This window comes from Paenibacillus tianjinensis, assembly GCF_017086365.1.
Classification (GTDB): domain Bacteria; phylum Bacillota; class Bacilli; order Paenibacillales; family Paenibacillaceae; genus Paenibacillus_AQ; species Paenibacillus_AQ tianjinensis.
Window position 1 is genome coordinate 4,628,003 of record NZ_CP070969.1, and the last position, 20,243, is coordinate 4,648,245.

At 51.9% G+C, this 20,243-nt stretch carries 18 protein-coding genes and 1 other annotated feature; of the genes, 3 read left to right on the forward strand and 15 right to left on the reverse strand.

The window, feature by feature from the left end; genetic code table 11:
* Positions 1-130: 130 nt before the first annotated feature.
* The 4 genes from JRJ22_RS21675 to JRJ22_RS21690 all read right to left on the reverse strand — a co-directional run bounded on the left by JRJ22_RS21675 (position 131) and on the right by JRJ22_RS21690 (position 4,280).
* Entirely contained in the window at positions 131-1,411 is a 1,281-nt protein-coding gene (locus JRJ22_RS21675; RefSeq protein WP_206101454.1) for a dihydroorotase, read from the reverse strand.
* Between the two features lie 117 nt (positions 1,412-1,528).
* Positions 1,529-2,437, reverse strand: coding sequence for an aspartate carbamoyltransferase catalytic subunit (locus JRJ22_RS21680; RefSeq protein ID WP_206101455.1), 909 nt, complete (start codon positions 2,435-2,437; stop codon positions 1,529-1,531).
* A gap of 2 nt (positions 2,438-2,439) precedes the next feature.
* Positions 2,440-3,018: a bifunctional pyr operon transcriptional regulator/uracil phosphoribosyltransferase PyrR gene (gene pyrR / locus JRJ22_RS21685; RefSeq protein WP_206101456.1), complete on the reverse strand. Its 579-nt coding sequence runs from the start codon at positions 3,016-3,018 to the stop codon at positions 2,440-2,442.
* A 623-nt stretch (positions 3,019-3,641) separates the two neighbouring features.
* The gene (locus JRJ22_RS21690; protein ID WP_206101457.1) at positions 3,642-4,280 is read right to left on the reverse strand and encodes a GyrI-like domain-containing protein; all 639 of its coding nucleotides are present in this window, start codon (positions 4,278-4,280) and stop codon (positions 3,642-3,644) included.
* A 154-nt stretch (positions 4,281-4,434) separates the two neighbouring features.
* Between JRJ22_RS21690 and JRJ22_RS21695 the strand changes: the two genes are divergently transcribed.
* Together JRJ22_RS21695 and JRJ22_RS21700 are read left to right on the forward strand one after the other, a co-directional pair.
* Positions 4,435-5,004 (forward strand): GNAT family N-acetyltransferase, encoded by a 570-nt coding sequence (locus JRJ22_RS21695; RefSeq protein ID WP_206101458.1) that lies wholly within the window; start codon positions 4,435-4,437, stop codon positions 5,002-5,004.
* Positions 5,005-5,633: 629 nt separating this feature from the next.
* Positions 5,634-7,193 carry an IS1182 family transposase gene (locus tag JRJ22_RS21700; protein ID WP_206101459.1) on the forward strand — a complete coding sequence of 520 codons (1,560 nt, stop codon included), beginning with the start codon at positions 5,634-5,636 and terminating at the stop codon, positions 7,191-7,193.
* Positions 7,194-7,291: 98 nt separating this feature from the next.
* On the opposite strand, the gene JRJ22_RS21705 is transcribed toward JRJ22_RS21700, so the two are convergent.
* The 3 genes from JRJ22_RS21705 to lspA form a co-directional block, all read right to left on the reverse strand.
* Positions 7,292-8,545 (reverse strand): LL-diaminopimelate aminotransferase, encoded by a 1,254-nt coding sequence (locus JRJ22_RS21705; RefSeq protein ID WP_206101460.1) that lies wholly within the window; start codon positions 8,543-8,545, stop codon positions 7,292-7,294.
* A 122-nt stretch (positions 8,546-8,667) separates the two neighbouring features.
* The gene (locus JRJ22_RS21710; protein WP_206101461.1) at positions 8,668-9,642 is read right to left on the reverse strand and encodes an RluA family pseudouridine synthase; all 975 of its coding nucleotides are present in this window, start codon (positions 9,640-9,642) and stop codon (positions 8,668-8,670) included.
* Positions 9,635-10,138: a signal peptidase II gene (gene lspA / locus JRJ22_RS21715; protein ID WP_206105248.1), complete on the reverse strand. Its 504-nt coding sequence runs from the start codon at positions 10,136-10,138 to the stop codon at positions 9,635-9,637. The genes JRJ22_RS21710 and lspA overlap by 8 nt, the downstream gene beginning before the upstream one ends.
* Positions 10,139-10,373: 235 nt before the next feature.
* On the opposite strand from lspA, the gene JRJ22_RS21720 reads away from it, so the two are divergent.
* Positions 10,374-11,105 carry a TraR/DksA C4-type zinc finger protein gene (locus tag JRJ22_RS21720; protein ID WP_206101462.1) on the forward strand — a complete coding sequence of 244 codons (732 nt, stop codon included), beginning with the start codon at positions 10,374-10,376 and terminating at the stop codon, positions 11,103-11,105.
* A 46-nt stretch (positions 11,106-11,151) separates the two neighbouring features.
* Here the strand turns inward: JRJ22_RS21720 and JRJ22_RS21725 are convergent, their stop codons facing one another.
* From JRJ22_RS21725 to pgeF, 8 genes are all read right to left on the reverse strand, one after another.
* Positions 11,152-11,454 (reverse strand): DUF5665 domain-containing protein, encoded by a 303-nt coding sequence (locus JRJ22_RS21725; RefSeq protein ID WP_206105249.1) that lies wholly within the window; start codon positions 11,452-11,454, stop codon positions 11,152-11,154.
* A gap of 434 nt (positions 11,455-11,888) precedes the next feature.
* On the reverse strand, positions 11,889-14,981 hold the full coding sequence (ileS, locus tag JRJ22_RS21730; protein ID WP_206101463.1) for an isoleucine--tRNA ligase: 3,093 nt from the start codon (positions 14,979-14,981) through the stop codon (positions 11,889-11,891).
* A 797-nt stretch (positions 14,982-15,778) separates the two neighbouring features.
* Positions 15,779-16,057: a binding site (T-box leader), on the reverse strand.
* A 171-nt stretch (positions 16,058-16,228) separates the two neighbouring features.
* Complete coding sequence (locus tag JRJ22_RS21735; protein WP_054941738.1) at positions 16,229-16,714, reverse strand: DivIVA domain-containing protein; 486 nt, start codon at positions 16,712-16,714, stop codon at positions 16,229-16,231.
* 291 nt (positions 16,715-17,005) lie between these two features.
* A complete protein-coding gene (locus JRJ22_RS21740; RefSeq protein ID WP_206101464.1) occupies positions 17,006-17,788 on the reverse strand; it encodes a YlmH family RNA-binding protein in 783 nt (260 codons plus the stop codon).
* Positions 17,789-17,792: 4 nt separating this feature from the next.
* Entirely contained in the window at positions 17,793-18,062 is a 270-nt protein-coding gene (locus JRJ22_RS21745; protein ID WP_082451904.1) for a YggT family protein, read from the reverse strand.
* 7 nt (positions 18,063-18,069) lie between these two features.
* Positions 18,070-18,513 carry a cell division protein SepF gene (locus JRJ22_RS21750; protein WP_206101465.1) on the reverse strand — a complete coding sequence of 148 codons (444 nt, stop codon included), beginning with the start codon at positions 18,511-18,513 and terminating at the stop codon, positions 18,070-18,072.
* Positions 18,513-19,205, reverse strand: coding sequence for a YggS family pyridoxal phosphate-dependent enzyme (locus JRJ22_RS21755; protein ID WP_206105250.1), 693 nt, complete (start codon positions 19,203-19,205; stop codon positions 18,513-18,515). Before JRJ22_RS21755 ends, JRJ22_RS21750 begins: the two co-directional genes overlap by 1 nt.
* A 9-nt stretch (positions 19,206-19,214) precedes the next feature.
* Positions 19,215-20,069 (reverse strand): peptidoglycan editing factor PgeF, encoded by an 855-nt coding sequence (gene pgeF / locus JRJ22_RS21760; protein ID WP_206101466.1) that lies wholly within the window; start codon positions 20,067-20,069, stop codon positions 19,215-19,217.
* Between the last annotated feature and the right edge of the window lie 174 nt (positions 20,070-20,243).

Below are 20,243 nucleotides of genomic sequence, written 5' to 3' on the forward strand. Positions count from 1 at the left end.
CCCTTCCACTCCTTCTTGTTTCTGTAGTCTGATTCTATGCCTTGCATCACCAGCGGAGTGTACGCGCCAAAATGCCGCCGTAGGTCACCTGCTCCATACAGCCGGCATTTTCGTCCCACCAGTTCGTTAATTACGCTTTAGTCCATACCTCTTTACCTTCAACCCAGGTCTTAACCGGCCAGCCCTTCAGCTTCCAGCCGGTGAAAGGAGTATTGCGTCCTTTGCTGGCAAAAGCAGCCGGGTCCACCACTTGCTCTTCGTTCAGATCAATCAGTGTTAAATCGGCAGGTGCTCCTACCGCAAGGCTGCCTGTATTCAACCGGAATACGCGGGCCGGATCAGCGGTCATCCGCTGTACCAGCAAGGACAGGTCCCATTTGCCTGTCGCGACAAAAGCGGTATACAGCAGCGGGAAGGCGGTCTCGAAGCCGACGATGCCAAACGGTGCAAGCTGCATACCCTTAGCCTTCTCTTCTTCACTGTGCGGCGCATGGTCGGTTACGATAATGTCGATTGTGCCGTCCAGCAGCCCCTCGATGCAGGCTTCTACATCGCGGCGGGAGCGCAGCGGCGGGTTCATTTTCCAGTTGGCGTCCATTCCCGGGATATCCTCTTCGGAGAGCAGCAGATGGTGCGGACACACCTCAGCGGTTACTTTAATGCCGATTTGCTTAGCCTGGCGGATCAGCCGTACCGACTGCTCTGTGCTGACGTGACAGACATGGTAGTGTACACCTGTCGCTTCAGCGAGCAGAATGTCGCGTCCGACATGAATAGCTTCCGACTCATTGGGAATTCCCTTCAGTCCGTGCTTTGTTGCGAAGGTGCCTTCGTTCACCGCACATCCTTCCACCAGTGAATCATCCTCACAGTGGGCGATGACCGGCATATCCAGGCTTGCAGCCAGCTTCATGGCATCCTTCATCATCTGGGCGGTCTGTACACCTACACCGTCATCGGTAAAGCCAATCGCTCCGGCTTCCTTCAAGGCGGCAAAGTCTGTCAGCTCGCGGCCAAGCTCATTTTTGGTGATCGCCGCATAAGGCAGCACTTTAACGAGTCCGGCTTCGCGCGCTTTCTCTTTGACAAGCTCCACGATCTCCGGAGTGTCTGTCACCGGGCGGGTGTTCGGCATGCAGGCGATGGTGGTAAATCCGCCCTTGGCCGCCGATAACGCACCGGTTGCAATCGTTTCTTTATGCTCAAAGCCAGGCTCGCGCAGATGCACGTGCATATCGATCAGGCCCGGTACCAGCAGCTTGCCTTCAGCTTCTACAATCTCTGCAGATGCATCAGAAGCCGGCAGATCACTTTCGATCGCTGTAATCATTCCGTCCTGAACTACGATATGCTTGATTTCCAGTTCGCCTTCTTTGTTCAATACGCTGGCGTTTCTAATGATCACTGTCATGATTCTCCTTTTGCCCGCAAGCCGAAGCTGCAAGCTCTCTCGTTATTATATAATAAAAATTCATCTTTGTGTATATTTATTAATACATTTATGTCAGGTTTTTTGAGTTCCCTCCGGTTACAGAAGCGCCCGTTCCATCACGGCCATTCTGACCGGAACCCCGTTTGCCATCTGCGGGAAGATCCGCGACTGGCTGCTCTCCACTACTGCATCATCAATTTCCACATTGCGGTTAACCGGCGCCGGATGCATGATGATGGTATTCTTGTCCAGTTTTGCCGCCCGCTCTTCTGTAAGTCCGTACTGTTTACGGTACTCTTCGGCTGACTGCAGTATACCCGTGGCATGGCGTTCCAGCTGCACGCGCAGCATCATAACCACATCAGCCTTCAGCGCCTCTTCCATTGTTACATAAGGTGCGTACTGTGCCAGTTCCGGAGCTTTCATACTGTCCGGTGCGCAGAACTGCACCTTCGCCCCCATCTTTGTCAGTCCCCAGAGGTTCGAGCGCGCTACGCGGCTATGCATAATGTCTCCTATAATGGATACTTTCAGGCCCTTCAGCTCGCCAAAGTTTTTGGTCATAGTATACATGTCCAGCAGCGCCTGCGTCGGATGCTCGTTGTTCCCGTCCCCTGCATTAACCAGCGGTATGGATACCTTCTCCGACAGCTGCTGCAGGACACCTGCAGGCTTCAAACGCACAACTCCGGCATCGATCCCCATCGATTCCAGCGTACGGACTGTATCATAGATCGATTCACCTTTTTCTACACTGGAAGCCGCCGCCGTGAAGTTCAGCACCTGGACCCCCAGGCGTTTCTCGGCCATTTCAAAGGAAAAGCGGGTACGCGTGCTATTCTCAAAAAACATATTGGCTACAAAGTGCGACTTCAGCACCGGGTTCAGCTTCACGCTCTGATTGTCCCAGTAAGCTGTTCTGTTCAAAAGCTGTAAAATCTCTGTCCGGTCCAGCTCCTTAATCCCCAGCAGACTGCGTTCCTTCACCTTGATTGCTGTCATCATTGTTATCGTTCCTCCCGGTTCGAAATAATGTAAACCTCGTCTCTGCCGTCATACTCCTTCAGCGCCACTTCAATTTGCTCATGTCTGGAGGTAGGTACATTTTTGCCGATGTAGTCCGGCCTGATCGGCAGCTCGCGGTGTCCGCGGTCAGCCAGCACAGCCAGCTGAATCATCCGCGGCCGTCCGCAATCCATCAGCGCATCCATTGCAGCGCGGATCGTACGGCCAGTGTAGAGCACATCGTCGAACAAAATCACTTTTTTGTCGCGGATACCGCCGCTTCCGGCTGGAAGCGTCACATTGCTCTCCACAACCGCCCGGTCCATAGCTTCCCGGTTATCGCCGCCTTCGCGGTCATCGCGGTAATGTGTGATGTCTAGCTCTCCCCATAGGATATCGACACCCTCAATCTCCTTAATCCGTTCCGCGATCCGCTGTGCCAGGTACACCCCGCGAGTTCGGATGCCGATCAGCAGGCAATTCTCAATCCCTTTGTTTTTCTCCAAAATTTCATGTGCAATGCGTGACAGCGCCCGGCGAATTGCCGTCTCATCCATAATTACATTTTTCTCGGTAGACATTATCTAGCCATCCTCTCGCTTGTACGCCCGTTCAAGCTCCCGGAAATCAAAAAACTCCTTGCCCGAAGCAGGCAAGGAGTGAAATCCGCAGATTACTAAAGATGGCGTGTCCGCGCGCATAAAAAGGCCCTCCGTACTCATACGGATTCCTTCCTAAGTCGCGAACCTCGATTCACGTTACCTTGCCAGCCTCACGGGACTGAATTAAAGGCGCATATTCATTTAACAGAATTATGACAGATGTTGAGGCGGGTGTCAAACTGGGAAAAGTTTCTTTGGAATGGCGGGGATGGTGGGAAGATGTTAGGTAGTTAGGTGATGGGCGCTGCTGCGGGGATTTTGGACTTTCGGCCGCTGTTGTCTCCAGATTTATTTGAATTGATCCGCATATCGGATTAAATCTGGAGACAAAGGCGGACGCTACCGCTCCTACAGTTCCAAAATCCCCTTCGCGCTTCCACCTAACCGAAACCTTTCCCAGTTCGAAGGAGAAGGGCAGCAGGGGCATAACGGCTGGGCTGGGCTCCCAGCGTTACCGGCACAAAAGCAAAATCAAAAAACAAAAGCAAAAAGCAAAATCAAAAGCAAACGATATCAGCGGCAAAAAGCACGCCTACTTTGAATCAAGCCTGCCGCACAGGATGCCGCAGAATCGTCTTCAGCTTGGCACTTTCTGTTTTGCGGGGATCAGAGAGGTATATTTCATGATGCCGTCTGGCATCTGACAGATCGCACAGCAGATCATGCTCTGCGATGTAGCTGTTCATTTTGGCAACCGTTGCGGGCTCGTTATCAAAGCTGCCGATATGCATACACTGCACGCACAGTCCCTCTGTGAATGTTACAAGTCCAGCCTTGGAGACATCAACCTGCGGCTTTTTCCGTTTCACTGCTTCAACCGCGGCGGCAAATACCTGTTCATTCACGAAATCAGGCTGGCGGATCATAGCTGTCCAGCTGAAGGTATCCTTACTCGTGAGGTCCACTCCCCGAAGCCCCTCCTGCCACCACAGCCCCTCCAGCGGGGGCACTACATACTCAAAGTAGCCGTGCGGTGCTGGCCCGTTTTTGGGTGACATTTTAATCGTATAAGATAGGGCATATAGCGTCTCCACTGCCTTTTGATATTCGCCCTCCGGATCATTCGGGTTGCCACGCCCGTTTACCTGAATAAAGGTCATCGCAGGAACATCAATGATACCGGGTTCAGTCTTTGGCTGATACAGCTCTTTATCGGTTTTCTTATAATCCATTTTGTCCATATTTACACTCCCTTGAATGTATTCCTATTGCTAATTCTATCAGCCCTAAATAGACATCAGTATGTCATATTCCAAGGAGGGCGGGAAATTCAGTCTTCACTTCCTTTTTTACTCTTCCCATCCCGGTCTGGTATGATGAAATTGGAGGCGACTGATGATGAACATGGAGCTGATAACAACTGCACATTGGGATGATAAGCTATGGCGATCGATCGAACCGGTATACCGGGAGGCTTTTCCCAGCGGGGCGAAACCGGAAGGCATCCTGCGCAGTATGCTGGACCGGGGAATTGCATATATCCATGCAGGCCTTATAGATGGACAAGCAGCCGCAATGGCAGTAACGGGAATGATTGATGGCGCGGAAGGGAAACGTCTAATTATAGATTATCTGGCGGTCAGCCGGGAGCTGCGCGGCCAGGGGGCTGGAACGGTGTTTCTGGATCTGATCATAGACTGGGCGAAAAAAACTAATAAGGTACAGGGCGTCATTATTGAGGCAGAATCGGGGAGTTCGGAGACTCATGTACAGCGTATTCACTTCTGGGAGAAAAACGGGTTCATCCTAACCCCTTATGTGCATCAGTATATCTGGGTGCCGGAGCCGTATCAGGCGATGCTGAAGCCGCTGGAGCAGAGCGTGCAGGTTGAGGATCAGGGGGAGTCCCTGTTCCGGTATATTAATGCTTTCCATAAAAAAGCCTACCGGCCGCCCGCAAAATAAAACGGTACATTATTGGGATTTTCTCCATCTAAATTTCTCCAGGAGGAAGGCAGAAAGAAGCTAGTGGGATTTCCTCCCGCTAATACCTTACATGTGGGCACAAAGCAGCATTTATCAGGGAATTAGCGGGAATTTTTCCATCTAAAGCTTCATTCTCGGCGAAACTGAAGGGTTTAGTTGGAGTTTTTCCCGCTATATTAATAGAAGTTGAAGTGGGGAATTGGAAGAAGAGCTACAGCGTCCGCCTGAAAGCTTTCCGCAGGGAAAGCTCGCTGTCTGCAGCAGATCTCCAATACATCCAGCCGAAAAAAAGGGGCTGTCCCAAAAGCCATGAAATGGCTGCTTGGGATAGCCCCTGTTTTTTTAAGTAGGATCAACGTGAGCACTTGGGTGGACGCTCCGCGAACGGACCGTTGTTCCAATCGCTGTGCTCTCCAGATTTTTTTCATTCCCCTTAGCGGTGAAAATCCGGAGACCAAGGCGACCGCTGCCGCTTTTCCACAATCGTTCCGTCCTCTCCGCTGTTTAAGCGGGAAATGGATCTACAATCTTTAAAAATCGCACAAAAAAGAAACCATCCTTTGGTAAAATGGAGTTACCACACAACCATTTCAAAGGAGAGGTTTCTTTTGTACATTCAATATACCATGGACCAACTTTGCTTGCCAATGGATCTGGAAGAAGATATTCCCGAAAACCACCTCGTTCGTGTCGTTAACGCAGCCGTCAATCGGCTAGACGACACCATCTTTGACACTGCCTATCCCGGTGGCGGCCGTGACAGCTACCACCCTAAAATGCTCACCAAAGTCATTATCTATGCGTATACGCAGCGCATTTATTCCTCCCGGCAAATCGCCAAAGCGGTCCGAGAAAACATTCCCTTCATGTGGCTAGCGGGACGACAACGCCCGGATTTCCGCACGCTCAACCGCTTTCGTTCTCAGCGGATGAAGGACGTCCTAGAAATGGTATTTACCGCCGTGCTTCAGTTTCTGGCGGACGAGAAATACATCTCCTTCGAGCATTATTTTGTAGATGGCACAAAAATAGAGGCAAATGCGAATCGCTATACCTTCGTGTGGGGTAAAGCCGTTAGTAAGCATAAAGCCAAGCTGCAAGAAAAGGTACATGCATTGTTTGCCGACATTGAGGCTGCAGAGAAACAAGAAGAACAGGAACACCGCGGCCAGGATCTGAGCGAACTTGGCGAGTCCGCCGAGATCGACAGTGAGAAACTTGAACAAATGACCCAGTCGTTAGAGTCGCAACTGCTGAAGAAGCCCAAGAACAAGCCATTGAAAAAAGCGGTTCGGAGGCTCCGTAAGGATCTGTTTCCGAGACTGCTGAAATATGAGCAATACCAAAACCTGCTCGGGGACCGAAACAGCTTTAGTAAGACGGACCCGGATGCCACCTTCATGCGGATGAAGGAAGATCACATGCGAAACGGTCAACTCAAACCCGGCTACAATGTACAGATCGGCACCGAAAACCAGTTTATTTTGGCGTACAGTCTACACCAAAGACCGACGGATACGCGTTGTTTACAGCCGCACTTAGAAAAGGTGCGGCAGATCCTAGGGAGACTTCCGAGGGCGGTGATCGCGGATGCCGGCTACGGCAGTGAAGAAAATTATGCCTATTTGGAAAACGAACACGTGAAGGCCGTGGTCAAATACGGCAGCTACCACAAAGAAAAGAGCAAAGCGTGGAAAGAGAATATCGGAAAGATTGAGAACTGGACGTACGACGAAGCCGTGGATACATGGACATGCCCCGCCGGACAAACGCTGCATTTTCGCAAAGAAAGCAAGGAAACGTTAGAGAGTGGATATGAAATCCGAAAACGTCATTACCGTAGCCAGAGCTGCGTGGGCTGTCCACTGAAGGAAAGATGTACGAAAGCCGAAGGAAATCGGGAAGTGGTTGTCAGTCTGGAACGACTGCGGTACCAGAAACAAGCTCGGGCAATTTTGCAAAGCGAGGAAGGCTTCACTTTGGCCGTACGTCGAATGACAGAACCAGAAAGTGTATTTGGACAACTAAAGAACAACCGGGGTTTCCGGCGGTTTCTGCTTCGCGGCATGGAAAAAGTGACGCTTGAAGTCGGATGGCTTTCCCTTGCCCACAATCTACTGAAGCAAGCTGCAAACGACCAAAAACGCAGAGCAGCGATCCTCCAATAACAGGAGAATCGCTACATTGTTGACGTTTTTCGGTTTTGAATAATGAAAAGGGTCTGTCTCTACTCGAAAAAATCTACTTATGGGACAGCCTCTTCGTATTAAAATTCGAATTCAACATCGCTCAGACGTCTTTGAATTTCGGAGATTACCCGTTTCTCTTCTTCCTCACCTTTAGCTACAAAAGTAACGGAGAAGCGTACGAACGGGCCGGCATCGTCCCAAGGCACGGTGGAGATCAGCTTCTCGCGGATCAGGAACTGCGAGAAATCTTCACCGGATTCAAAGCGGCGTCCGCCTTTAACACCTTTAGGTGCAGCTACATACAGGAAGAACGAGCCCTTCGGTTTCTCGGCTTTGAAGCCCAGGCTGTTCAGCGCGTCCACCAGCATGTTGTGGCGGCGGGAATACTTGGCAGCAATGGCTTCGGTGATCTGCGGATTCGCCAGACCATAAGCGGCAGCTTTTTGAATCGCAATAAACTGACCGGAGTCATTATTGTCCTTCACGTCGCTGAATGCCTTCACAACCAGCGGATTGCCGGCTACGAACCCGATTCTCCAGCCAGTCATGTTATAGGACTTGGAGAGGGAGTGCAGCTCTACGCCGACATCCTTCGCACCTGGAACAGATAGGAAGCTCAGCGGCTTCACGCCATCATAAGTCAGGGCTGCGTAAGGAGCGTCATGGATGACTACGACATTATATTTTTTGGCCCAGTCTACAACAGCGCTGAAAAATTCAGGGGTTGCGCTTGCGCCGGTAGGGTTGTTCGGATAGTTCAGATAGAGCAGCTTCGCTTTGCGGGCGATGTCTTCCGGAATGGAGTTCAGGTCAGGCAGGAAGTTGTTTTCCTTCTTGAGTTCCACGGTGTGGACTTGTCCGCCTAAGTATTTGGTGTGTGTGCCCAGCACCGGATATCCCGGAATGGTCATGATTGTGATGTCGCCCGGATTGATGAAGCAGGATGGCAGCATCGCCAAAGCCGGCTTCGAACCGATGGAATGCACCACTTCGGTCACTGGATCAATGCCGTCAACCTGAAATACTTCCTTCAGGTAAGCGGCAGCTGCTGCTTTGAATTCTGGAATTCCGTTATCGGAATAACCGCGGTTCTCTTCTTTGGCCGCTTCGAGGGCAAGCTTGGCGACAATGCCTTCATCAGCCATTTCGTCCGGTTCGCCTACGCCCATGTCAATCAGTTCAATGTTAGGAAAATCCTGCTTTGCCGAAGCTTTAGCGCGTTTGATTTTCTCAAATTTATAAATGTTAGTATCTTTGCCGTAGTTCGCGCCGCCGATGCGGTCTGCAAAATTAGTCTGAATAAAGGTGTTCTGGTATTGTTCAATACTCATAATCTTGTTCTCATCTCCTGGCATTTTTTGTATCCCATGATTGATTATCTTTACATCTTATATCCTAAATATGAAGGAAAGCCGCCTTCAAAACCATGGATTTATCATCACTTCATTTGTACTTATCTGCTGCGCAGTGTAAACAGCACTTCTTCCATATCTGCAGGAATCGGTCTGCTATATTCCATATACTGTCCTGTCGAAGGATGTACGAAGCCCAGTACAGCGGCATGCAGAGCCTGTCCAGCCATGGTGATCCCTTTACTGCGCCCGTATACCGGATCCCCGACCAGCGGATGACCGATAAACTTCATATGCACGCGGATCTGGTGCGTACGCCCCGTCTCCAGCTGCAGCTCCAGCAGGGTACAGTCCCCAAAGCGCTCCAGCACGGTAAAATGCGTCACTGACCGCTTGCTGTTCTTCTCGGTTACCGTATACAACTTACGGTCATGGGGATCGCGGCCGATCGGCGCATCCACAGTTCCCTTGTCATGCGACAGGTTGCCGTGCACTACAGCGATATAACGGCGTGTAACGCTGTGCTCTTTGAGCTGGGCGGCAAGCGAGGCATGACTGGCATCATTTTTGGCTGCCATAATCAGACCTGAAGTGTCCTTGTCGATGCGGTGCACAATACCCGGACGGATCTCGCCGTTAATGCCGGACAGATCCTTGCAGTGATGCATCAGCGCATTGACCAGGGTACCCGAAGGGTGCCCTGCTGCCGGATGGACAACCATGCCGCGCGGCTTGTTGACCACAATGACATCGCTGTCCTCGTATACCACATCAAGCGGAATATCCTCCGCCACCAGATCGGTCACTTCCGGCTCTGGAACGGTAACCGCCACAACATCGCCTTCAGTCAGCTTATAATTCGCTTTTACAGGAGCACCGTTTACCGTAACATGTCCATTGCTGATCCACAGTTGTACCTGAGAACGGGAAATATCTTCTTCCCAGGACTCGGTGATATATTTATCGATCCGTTCCTTGGCATTTTCTGCAATAACCGTCCATTCGGTGACGTCCTTATCTTCTTCGGAGGCGGCCCCAGCCGCCATCTCTTTGACGTCCTTATTCAAATCATTCATTCCCTTCTCTGACTTCCTTGGATTCCTTGACTTCGGTAATATCTTCTCCGCCCTTCATGTCACGCAGCGTATCGAGAATAATCAGCGCTACCCCAATGACGATGCAGGAGTCGGCCACATTGAAAATCGGGAACGTATAGCTGCCGAAATTGAACATCAGGAAGTCTACAACTTCGCCGTTCAGTAAACGGTCCAAAAAGTTGCCGACCGCTCCGCCAAGCACAAGTGCCAGCGCAGTAGGCAGCAGTTTGCGGGTCTTCCGGGCTTTGTTCAGGTACCAGACGATACCGACAACAACGATAACCGTAATCAAAATGAAGAACCATTGCTGTCCTTCAAGAATTCCGAAAGCGGCTCCACGATTGCGGTGAGAGGTAATAATAAAGAAATCCTTAATAACCGGAATCTGCTCAGCGATCTCCAGCCGGGTAGCAATGATATATTTGGTACCCTGGTCAATCAAAAATACAATAAGCGCAATCAGAAAGTACACCACAGAAGTTGTCACTCCGTTCTTATTTTTCCCGCGGATGCGGTACGAATACTGAATAAAGACTTGTATATTGTAGCACAGGCCTCAAGAAACCGTCCATTGCAGGCCTTTAGCAAACGGCCGCTTGCTCAGAACTATTTTCCAGCGGTAAAATACCGTTCCTCAGGTCAAGCTATCAAAGGAAGAACCGGTGTAAGCTGCCGGTAACCATCTGCACCTGAAAGGAGCATAGGGCCCTATGAGCCGACTGACACCACAGCAGCTTGGAGAGTTGCATACCGTACTGCTTCAGCAGCAGCAGGAAATCAGCCACCGTCTGCAAAACAACGGGCATTATGGACTGCAGGAATCACTGCGCGATAACACCGGAGAGCTCTCCACTAACGACAATCATCCCGGCGATGCCGCAACAGAGCTGTATCACCGCTCCATGGACATTTCCCTTGTAGAGCGGGATGAACATGAGCTCGAGGAAATCGATGATGCCCTGAAAGCGATGGATGAGGGCAGCTACGGCAGCTGCGCCGTCTGTGGACAGGACATTCCATATGAACGCTTGTCCGTTGTCCCTGCAACCCGGTATTGCAAAGAGCATAATCCCCGCCAGTTTTCCCCGTTTACACGGCCGGCGGAAGAAGAATTCCTGTCGCCTCCCTTTGGACGGACCAGCCTCGATGAACGAGAGGAGCAAAACGGCTTCGACGGCGAAGACGCCTGGCAGATTGTTGAAAGCTATGGCAGCTCGAACTCCCCGGCCATGGCCGAAGATAATGAGATCCGCTCGTATAATGACATGGAGATCGAGGCCGATGAGACTGAAGGCTTTGTAGAGCCATGGGAAAATTTTGTCGCCACGGACATTGCCGGCAATCATCTCACCATAATCAAAGGAAACAGCTACCGTCACTATATGGATTCGGAGGAAGGCAGCTATCTCCTGGATCCGAACAGAAAAGCAGACAGGGAGTAGCCATGGGCTGCTCCTTTTTCTCACAAAAACTCAAAAGACTGCCCCGTTAAAAGGTCTTCAGCTCCAGCTGATGCTGGACGATCCGGACTATGTCAGCAATATAATCCCCGATGATCGGCAGATTGAGCGCGCCAAGCACCTGCAGGACATAAATAATGGTCGCGGCAAAAAAAGTAAAGCCCAGCGCGATCCCCACCCCGCGGGCCGTCCCCGCCATAACATTGAGCCAGATTAAGCGAAAAGGGGAGTGCAGCAGCTCCGTATAGTCTGCGATCCGCGACTTCTCCATCTGCTGGGCCAGTCCGGTAGTCAGCCGGTAGACGGCATTCAGCTTTTCTTCCTGCGTAATTTGCGGCTCCTCTTTCGTATCCGGCTGCCTCTCCCTATCCTGTTCCGAATTGAGGGTTGCCCGCGATGTCTTAATGGAGATTCTCCCGTTATAGATAGAATTATTGTGCTCCTGCTCCCTACCCGCCACCCTTGATAGCCCCTTCCACGGTATTCTCAGCAACCCGTCCTGCCTGCCCTTTGCCGCAAATAAAAAGTCCGGCCCTGATAGAGAGGATCTCTCCAGGAACACGGACTCGTTATTGTACGCCTTAGATAAAGATGTTCTGCAATCAATCTCTATCTTCACGCAGTAACGGCATCCTGTAAGCGGTACGGGTACCGTTCACTAAGGGAAAGCACACGCCCCTCGCTCAGGGCTGCCTGGACGTTTCTTCTTATGCCGTTAGTATATGCCATTTAGGGACAGGTAATGCACAGTTGCCCGCGTACGGCTTAAGCTCCGATAAAGATCCCGATGGACCTTCCGCCCGCATCCACGGTCTCAAAGCTGTGATCACCGTCAAAATCAACCGTAGTCACCAGGACATTCTCACGCAGCACATGTTCAAACGCAGTAACAGCTGCTTTCAGCTCGTCATCCAGCTGCAGCGAGAGGGCAATCCGTTTCTCAATCGCCAGATCCTGACGTTTGCGGGTATCCTGCACGGCACGGATGATTTCGCGCACCCAGCCCTCCTGCTCCAGTTCCGGCGTGATCTCGGTATTCAGCGCCACGGTCAGACCATATCCGGAGGCGGCAGCAAATCCGGCTTTAGCCTGTTTCTCAACCAGCAGCTCTTCGGCAGTAATCTGCAGCTCTTCGCCTTCCGGTGAGACAATTGCAACGATGCCCTCGCTCACGGCTTTGCGGGTAGCTTCGCTGTCCATACCTTTCAGGAAGCCCTGCAGGAAGCCGACGTTTTTGCCGTACTTCTTGCCTGCTACCTTGAGGTTCAGCTTCAGGGTGAAGTCCACAAAGCCGCTGTCGCTGTTCTCCAGAACAATATGCTTAACATTGATCTCATCCTTGATGATCTCCTCATAATCTGCAATATCCAAATTGCGGTCCAGGGAAACAATCAGTTCAGACAATGGCTGACGGTTCTTGATACCGGTCTCGTTGCGCACGTTACGGGCCAGCTCCACAATACCTCTGGCACTTTCCATATCGCGTTCCAGCTCAAGGTCGATCAGGTTCTCATCCGCCTTCGGATAATCCGCCAGATGCACACTTTCTCCGCCGCCCAGGTTCGTGAAGATATCCTCAGACAGCATCGGTGTAAACGGAGCCATCAGCGTAGCTGTAGTAAGCAGCACATGTGTCAGTGTCCGGTAAGCGTCAAGCTTCTCTTCGCCGAGTCCGCTGCCCCAGAACCGGTCACGGGAACGGCGGATGTACCAGTTGCTCAGCTCATCTACGAAGTTCTCAATCGCTTTGGACGTATTGACGAAGTCATTGACGGCAAGGCCCTTATCCACCAGCAGAATCAGGCTGTTCAGGCGGGAGAGAATCCAGCGGTCCAGCTTATGTTCCGAGACCTTGAACGGATGATCCACAGGATCATAGCCGTCAATACCGGCGTACAGCGTCAGGAAAGCATGGGTATTTACGAGTGTATCGACTACCTTAGATTTGGTCTCGCCGACCAGGCCGCGTGAAAAGCGTTTGTTATTCCATGGCGCACTGTCAGACAGGATCGCCCAACGGAATGCGTCAGTGCCGTATTCGTTCATGATTTCCCAAGGGTCGATTACGTTGCCTTTGGATTTGGACATTTTTTGGCCATTCTCATCGAAGATGTGGCCGTGGGCGATAACCGCTTTGTAAGGCGCTTTGCCCTTGAACAGTGTCGATACCGCAAGCAGGCTGTAGAACCAGCCGCGTGTCTGGTCGATCCCTTCGCAGATCATATCCGCCGGATACTGGTCTTCAAAGGTCTCATTGTTCTCGAACGGGTAGTGACTCTGGGCGAACGGCATCGAGCCGCTATCAAACCAGACGTCGATGACTTCCGGTGTACGCACCATCACTCCGCCTTCGCTGAACGGGCTGCGCAGCTTAATGTTATCCACATACGGCTTATGCAGCTCGATGTCCTCGGCAACTTCGCCGATCGCCATCGAACGCAGTTCAGCGATGCTGTGCGGTGCGAATTCCTTGCCGGTGTCCTGGCAGACCCAGACGTTAAGTGGTGTGCCCCAGTAGCGGTTACGGCTGATATTCCAGTCGACCAGCTCTTCCAGGAACTTGCCGAAGCGGCCTTCACGCACGTGATCAGGGTACCAGTCCACAGTGTTATTGTTAGCGATCAGCTGATCCTTGATCGCTGTCGTCTGGATGAACCAGCTGTCTGTTGCATAATAGAGCAGCGGTGTATCGCAGCGCCAGCAGAAAGGATAGCTGTGCTCATATTTCTCTTTGTTGTAAAGCAGCCCTTTTTCGGACAGCACCTTGATGATATCCAAATCAACGTCTTTGACGAACCGTCCGGCAAAATCGCTAACCACACTGGTGTATTTACCGGAAGTGTCCACTACATTCACGAAGCTGATGCCGTTCTCACGGCAGCTCTTGTAGTCATCTTCACCATGCGCCGGAGCCATGTGTACGATCCCGGTACCGCTGGAATCAGTAACAAAGGACGCGCCAACGATCACATTGTGCTTCTCCGCCTTGATATAGCTGAACGGCGGCGTGTAGCTCTGTCCGATAAAATCGGCACCTGTGTGAGTAGAAAGGATAGTGTAGTCGCCTTTCAGCACTTCCTCCACCAGGTTCTTAGCTAAGATATATACACCATCTTCCTGCTGGGCACGCACATATTCCATCTCCGGGTTCATGGCCAGCGCCATATGTGCCGGAAGCGTCCAAGGTGTAGTCGTCCATGCAAGCACATAATCTCCACTGCCTTCGAGCTTGAACTTCGCGGTAGCACTCAGATCCTTAACAGTCTTGTAGCCCTGCGCCACTTCATGGGAGCTCAGCGTCGTCTGACAGCTAGGGCAGTAGGGGCTGACGCGGTGCCCGCGGTACATCAGACCTTTCTCATGCACCGTAGCCAGGATGTTCCATACACTCTCGATGTAGGTATTGTCCAGCGTCACATAAGGGTTATCCAGATCGGTCCAGTAGCCGATCGCTTCCGTGAACTCGCGCCACTGCTTCTCGTAGCCGAATACACTTTCCTTACATTCCTTGATGAATTTCTCTACACCGTACTCTTCGATATCCTGCTTGCCGGAGATGCCGAGCTTCTTCTGCACGCCGAGTTCAACCGGCAGGCCATGGGTATCCCAGCCGGCCTTGCGCACAACGCGGAAGCCCTTCATCGTCTGGTAGCGGCCGATAAAGTCCTTGATAACCCGGCCCAGCACGTGCCCGATATGCGGCACGCCGTTCGCTGTCGGAGGTCCTTCATAGAATACATAGTTCGGGCGTCCTGCACGGTTCTCCATGGATCTGCGGAACGTATTTTCGTCGCTCCATTTCTTTAAGATGCGGACATCTCTGGCCCGCGCCTTTTCTTTGACATCTACCTTTTGCATGAGGGTCAATCCTTTCAATGGTGTAATCATGAAACCCAGTTTCAAAAGCCTTTCGATCCCCCTAAATCCCCCTTAGCCAAGGGGGACCCCGAGGGCCCCGGCCCTCTGGACACCCGGAATATTGGCTAGTTCCGATACAGAGACGGTGTGATTGGTGGTTTTGGTTGTAGTCCTCGCTTGTCGCCGCAAGCGGCACGCTCTACCTCAAGCACGCTAGTCGCGTAGCCCGCCGCCGCTGGCCCGTGGCTCTTGGGGCACCCGCCCCGCGATCCCGTCAGGGCAGCGCTGGGCGGGTCGCCCATGGCGGCGGTGCGCAGCCGCCGCTGGTCCGTGGCTCTTGGGGCACCCGCCCCGCGATCCCGCAGGGCAGCGCTGGGCGGGTCGCCCACGGCGGCGGGGCGCAGCCGCCGCTGGTCCGTGGCTCTTGGGGCACCCGCCCCGCGATCCCGCAGGGCAGCGCTGGGCGGGGCGCCCACGGCGGCGGGGCGCAGCCGCCGCTGGCCCATGGATCTTGGGGCACCCGCCCCGCGATCCCGCAGGGCAGCGCTGGTCGGGTCGCCCTGCCTTTGCCGTTAGTCTTTCGCCTTTGGCTCTTGCCTTAAGTAAGGCCCCGCAGGCGTTCCCGCCAGGGGAGCCTAAGAAGGGCCGCTCCCCCGCCGAAGTAATCCCTCCCGTCCGCCATCGCCGCTCTCTGCCCGGAGCCCTTGTTGCGGGTGTCCAGAGGGCGGCGAGCCCTTGGGGTCCCCCTTGGAAGGGGGATTTAGGGGAAAAGACGCAAACGAGCGCCATCCCGCCCCCAAAGGGGCGAGACGACGCTCGCGATACCACCCTAATTCTGCGCTTCACGCACATCCTTAAGGGGAGTGTATTCAGCACAATCTCAGTTCCGCACATAATTGTACTGTACGGGTCCGGGATAACGTCCGGCAGACGGCTGCACCTACGCACGAATACATCGCTTCAGCTTAGCTTCTAGGGGAAGATCTTCCGGCAAGGCGTGAACAATCGGCTCGCAGCAACCGCCGACTCTCTGGAGAACAATACCTTATCGTACTTTGTCCCGTCATCGAATACTTATGAACATGACACAGATATGTTCTAGTTATAGACGTTTTAAGAAAAAATGTCAACACCCTCAGCACCGCAGGTGACGTGCTTATTCATCCGTTAGCAGCTTGCCCACTCCGGCTTGCCGCTATACCATCTCCCTTGGCCTGAGCGAATCCTGTCACGGCTTAAGCACAAAATCAGAGCAGGTTCTCGCTGGTCTCCCGGCTTTCGAGCGCGTTCCAGTCATCCTGGGAGAGAAGCTCCAGCTGCGCTTCCACCAGTGTACGGAAACGGGTACGGTAGATGGAGGCCTGCTTACGCAGCTCTTCCGTCTCAATCGCTACCTTGCGCGATTTGGACAGCGCTTCATTGATAATGCGGTCTGCGTTCTTTTCTGCTTCTTTAATGATCAGCTGTGATTCTTTCTTGGAATTGTTCTTCACATCATCAGCCGCTTCCTGAGCGACAAGGATAGTCTTCGATAAACTTTCCTCGATATTCACAAAATGGTCGAGACGCTCTTGAATGGTCAGAAGCTGGTTATGCAGCTCTTTGTTCTCACGAATGACGCTTTCATAATCCTTGATTACCTGATCAAGAAATTCATTGACCTCGTCTTCATCATAACCACGGATTCTCCGGGAGAACTCCTTGTTATGTATATCGAGCGGCGTTAATGGCATGCTGTGCACCTCCTAGAAATTTCGGACCTTTTATGTCCCTGAACTATGAATCATAGGGTGTCCCGGCAGACATAGAAGAAAGACTGTACTGTAAAAAGAATCGGATGCATCGTCCCACCTGAAGGAGGCAACCGGTTCTTCGAAAAAATGATAAGGCGCAAGTAGGAATTCATCTTGAAATGCTGCTTCAGGAACCGTCCCTTCTAAGAGTATCGGCGCCCGGCTTTCAAAATGTTTGCTTCCCTAGAGATAATGAATTTCGACAAGTAATTGCAGATTCCTGCTGGGGATTTACACAAATTTACCGATCCGGACCCGGTACCGGCCTTTTTTGGTCAGGCTGCCAATCTCCAGAACCTTGAACCGGCCAAAACCCTGAATGGAGACCATATCCCCATCCTTGAGTCCGCAGGAAGGATCCTCCTCTACTTTCCAGTTCACCCGGACGCGCCCGGCTTTGATCGGGATCAATATTTTGCTCCGACTGAGCCGAGTAACATCTGAAGCAATACCATCAAGCCGCAGGGAAGCCACCGTTAATTCCATCGTCTCAAGCTTCACCTCACTGCTGCGTAAACCGGATAACGGCAAAATCTCCGTACTGACATTAATCCGGTGCACTCCCGTCAGATTCATCGCCAGATAATCTGCGATATCTGCCGCTACGACCACATGACAACCATCCTCAAGCACATGAATATCGCCAATTTTCCCTCTTTTGACCCCTAATCCAAGGATAGCGCCCATATAATCGCCATGCTCCAGAGAGAGGAATTTCTGCTCCCCGGAGGAAATTGCGAGCACCTTAAGCTCCATATCTTCGTCTGATAGATCCCGGTAATCGGGAGCCACCAGTGCACGTTTCCGCTCAGCACTTTCAGTACCGCCCTCCCATCTTACTTCAACATCGGGATGGCGGTTTACAAGACTCTGCAGAATATATCCCTGGCGCGGATCAAGAAATTCGGTCAGCTTCGTCTCGTGATATTCTCCTGCATGGGTAACCCATTCCCAGGCCTTGTCCACAAATTGCCGTTCGTCAGGATGAAAATGCCCGTAAATTTCATTCTTCATCTTTTTAGCCGAATATCAGGGCCACAATGGAATGAAGCCCGCCTACAGCAAAGCGCAGCACGATAATCGCAATGATTGGGGAAATGTCTATCGTGCCAAAAAGCGGGGGAATAATCCTCCGGAACGGGCTCAGGTACGGCTCTACAAGCTTGCCGAGCAGCTCACCAATGAAGTTCTCGCGAAGATTAGGCAACCAGGACATGAGAATGTATATGAGAATCATGTAATAGTAAATCTGAAATAGGATGTTGATAATAGAAGATACTTCGTTCAAAACCTGTTCACCTCATTCTGTTGTAATCTTGATCGTCACCTAAAATTTCTGTTATGGAGCCTTGAATTTCAACAGTATCCGGTGTGCACATAAATATATTGCCCCCAATCTTGGAGATTCCTCCGCCCAGGGCATAAACAGTTCCACTGAGGAAATCAATAATCCGCATCGCCTGATCATTGCGCACACGCTGCAGATTAATGACGACCGTACGGTGCGAGCGAAGGTGATCAGCGATTTCCTGAGCCTCCTCGTAGGAACGGGGTTCATACAGTACAACCTTTACATTTTTTTGTGAATGGATACTGACGACGTTGGCCCGCTGATTTTTGCGGGTTTCTACAGGGGCGGGCTCGTATTCATCCTCATCACGGGAGATCTGCTCCCGTTCCACAACTTCCTCTTCCTCCTGCAAGCCCAAAAAACTCATAAACCGGTTCATCACGCCCATCAAGCTCCCTCCTCGTGACCTACTAATACCGTCCCCAGGCGCACCTGGGTGGCTCCTTCCTGTATCGCCACTTCAAAATCATTCGACATTCCCATCGACAGCTCTTGTATAGGCTCAGGTGTCAAAGCTAGCAGATTAAGCTCATCTCGAAGCTCACGGAGTCCCCGGAATACGGGACGTGTAAGCTCCGGATCGCCTTCATGAGGCGCCATCGTCATCAGTCCGATTACTTTTACCCGGTGCAGAGAAGCGATTTCCCTTAGAAATCCCGGCACCGCTTCAGGCGGCAAGCCAAACTTGGTATCTTCTCCTGAAATGTTCACCTGGAGGAAGACCTTCACGGTAATTCCCGCTGCATCGGCTTTTTTGTGCAGTTCCTGTGCCAATGATAACCGGTCCAAAGAGTGTATATATTCAAATTTGCCGATAACGTCCTTAACCTTATTGGTCTGCAAATGGCCGATAAAATGCCAAGTACCCTTGTCTCCCAGCTCTTTCCACTTATGCTCGGCATCCTGCCAGCGGCTCTCGGCAATGTCCTCTAAACCTGCCTCCAACACAGCAGCCAACGTCTTCAGCGATACATATTTCGTCACTGCGATAACCTTGACGTCACCTACATCCCGGCCGCTTGCCGCGCAGGCACGTGCTACACGTCCCTCTACATCGGCGATTCTTTCCTGCAGTGTCAAAACCAACGTTCAACTCTCCTTTATTCCGATCCAGCTCGTCATCCTCCCTGTAATCCCCTGCTCCTTCCGGTAAGAAAAGAACAGATCGGTGTTACAGCTTGTACACCACGTTGTACATTCGATATGAGTCGGCAAAATTCCTGCTTTAATCATAATGCGTTGATTCAATTCTTTCAAGTTGAGCATACTTTTGCTGTCATCAGATAGCGATTTGCTGTATAAGTCCTGTTCTGTGCCGGAGGAAGCGGTATGAGCCAATGTTTCTTCTAGCTGAAGAACATGTTTCATTACATAATCATCGACCTCGTAGCAGCATTCTCCAATAGAAGGCCCTATGGCAGCTAAAATATGCTTCGGCTCACTTCCGTAAACCTCCGTCATTGTACTGACCATGGCCCCGGCAATTTCCGCCACTGTCCCTTTCCAGCCGGCATGGGCCAAGCCTGCCACCCGCTGCACCGGATCATAAAAGTACAACGGTACACAATCCGCATAAAAAGAAGTAAGCAGCACTCCAGGCACATTGGTCAGCAGCCCATCCGTCGATTGGAAAGCCGAAGCTCTTGTCCGGCTGCCGCGTCCGCGGTCTGCCTCTGTCACTACCGCTATATGTTTTCCGTGGGTCTGCTCCCCGCAGGTCCAGGCATCCATGCTAAACCCCAGACTCTCCGCGAGCTTTTCCCGGTTGCTGAGCACATCCTCCGGATTATCACCGACATGAAAAGCACAGTTGAAGCTATCAAAAGGCGCCTTGCCGGCACCGCCTTGCCTTCCTGTGAAGCCGGCGGTAATCTCTCTGTACCCGTGCCATGGCTCAAGCTCCAGCAGCAGAGGCATCCCCTGTTTTTGCACAAATGGTTCCATCTTCTCACCTCCGCCTAAGTGTACCACAAGAATCCCCCACAAAGTGACGTTAGGACTACGAAGCCTATTCAAGTACTTTGCGGGGACCCCATAACCTAACAAATAACTCAAGCGCGTCCTTTCCAAAGGACGCCTGCGTTTCTGCGCGAAATATAAGGATAAAGCTTAAAGCGA

Bases quoted from the DNA above. Each gene is read 5' to 3' on its own strand.
- JRJ22_RS21675 (WP_206101454.1), bottom strand. From the start codon at position 1,411: ATGACAGTGATCATTAGAAACGCCAGCGTATTGAACAAAGAAGGCGAA.
- JRJ22_RS21680 (WP_206101455.1), bottom strand. From the start codon at position 2,437: ATGATGACAGCAATCAAGGTGAAGGAACGCAGTCTGCTGGGGATTAAG.
- pyrR (WP_206101456.1), bottom strand. From the start codon at position 3,018: ATGTCTACCGAGAAAAATGTAATTATGGATGAGACGGCAATTCGCCGG.
- JRJ22_RS21690 (WP_206101457.1), bottom strand. From the start codon at position 4,280: ATGGACAAAATGGATTATAAGAAAACCGATAAAGAGCTGTATCAGCCA.
- JRJ22_RS21695 (WP_206101458.1), top strand. From the start codon at position 4,435: ATGATGAACATGGAGCTGATAACAACTGCACATTGGGATGATAAGCTA.
- JRJ22_RS21705 (WP_206101460.1), bottom strand. From the start codon at position 8,545: ATGAGTATTGAACAATACCAGAACACCTTTATTCAGACTAATTTTGCA.
- JRJ22_RS21710 (WP_206101461.1), bottom strand. From the start codon at position 9,642: ATGAATGATTTGAATAAGGACGTCAAAGAGATGGCGGCTGGGGCCGCC.
- JRJ22_RS21720 (WP_206101462.1), top strand. From the start codon at position 10,374: ATGAGCCGACTGACACCACAGCAGCTTGGAGAGTTGCATACCGTACTG.
- ileS (WP_206101463.1), bottom strand. From the start codon at position 14,981: ATGCAAAAGGTAGATGTCAAAGAAAAGGCGCGGGCCAGAGATGTCCGC.
- JRJ22_RS21735 (WP_054941738.1), bottom strand. From the start codon at position 16,714: ATGCCATTAACGCCGCTCGATATACATAACAAGGAGTTCTCCCGGAGA.
- JRJ22_RS21740 (WP_206101464.1), bottom strand. From the start codon at position 17,788: ATGAAGAATGAAATTTACGGGCATTTTCATCCTGACGAACGGCAATTT.
- JRJ22_RS21750 (WP_206101465.1), bottom strand. From the start codon at position 18,513: ATGGGCGTGATGAACCGGTTTATGAGTTTTTTGGGCTTGCAGGAGGAA.
- pgeF (WP_206101466.1), bottom strand. From the start codon at position 20,069: ATGGAACCATTTGTGCAAAAACAGGGGATGCCTCTGCTGCTGGAGCTT.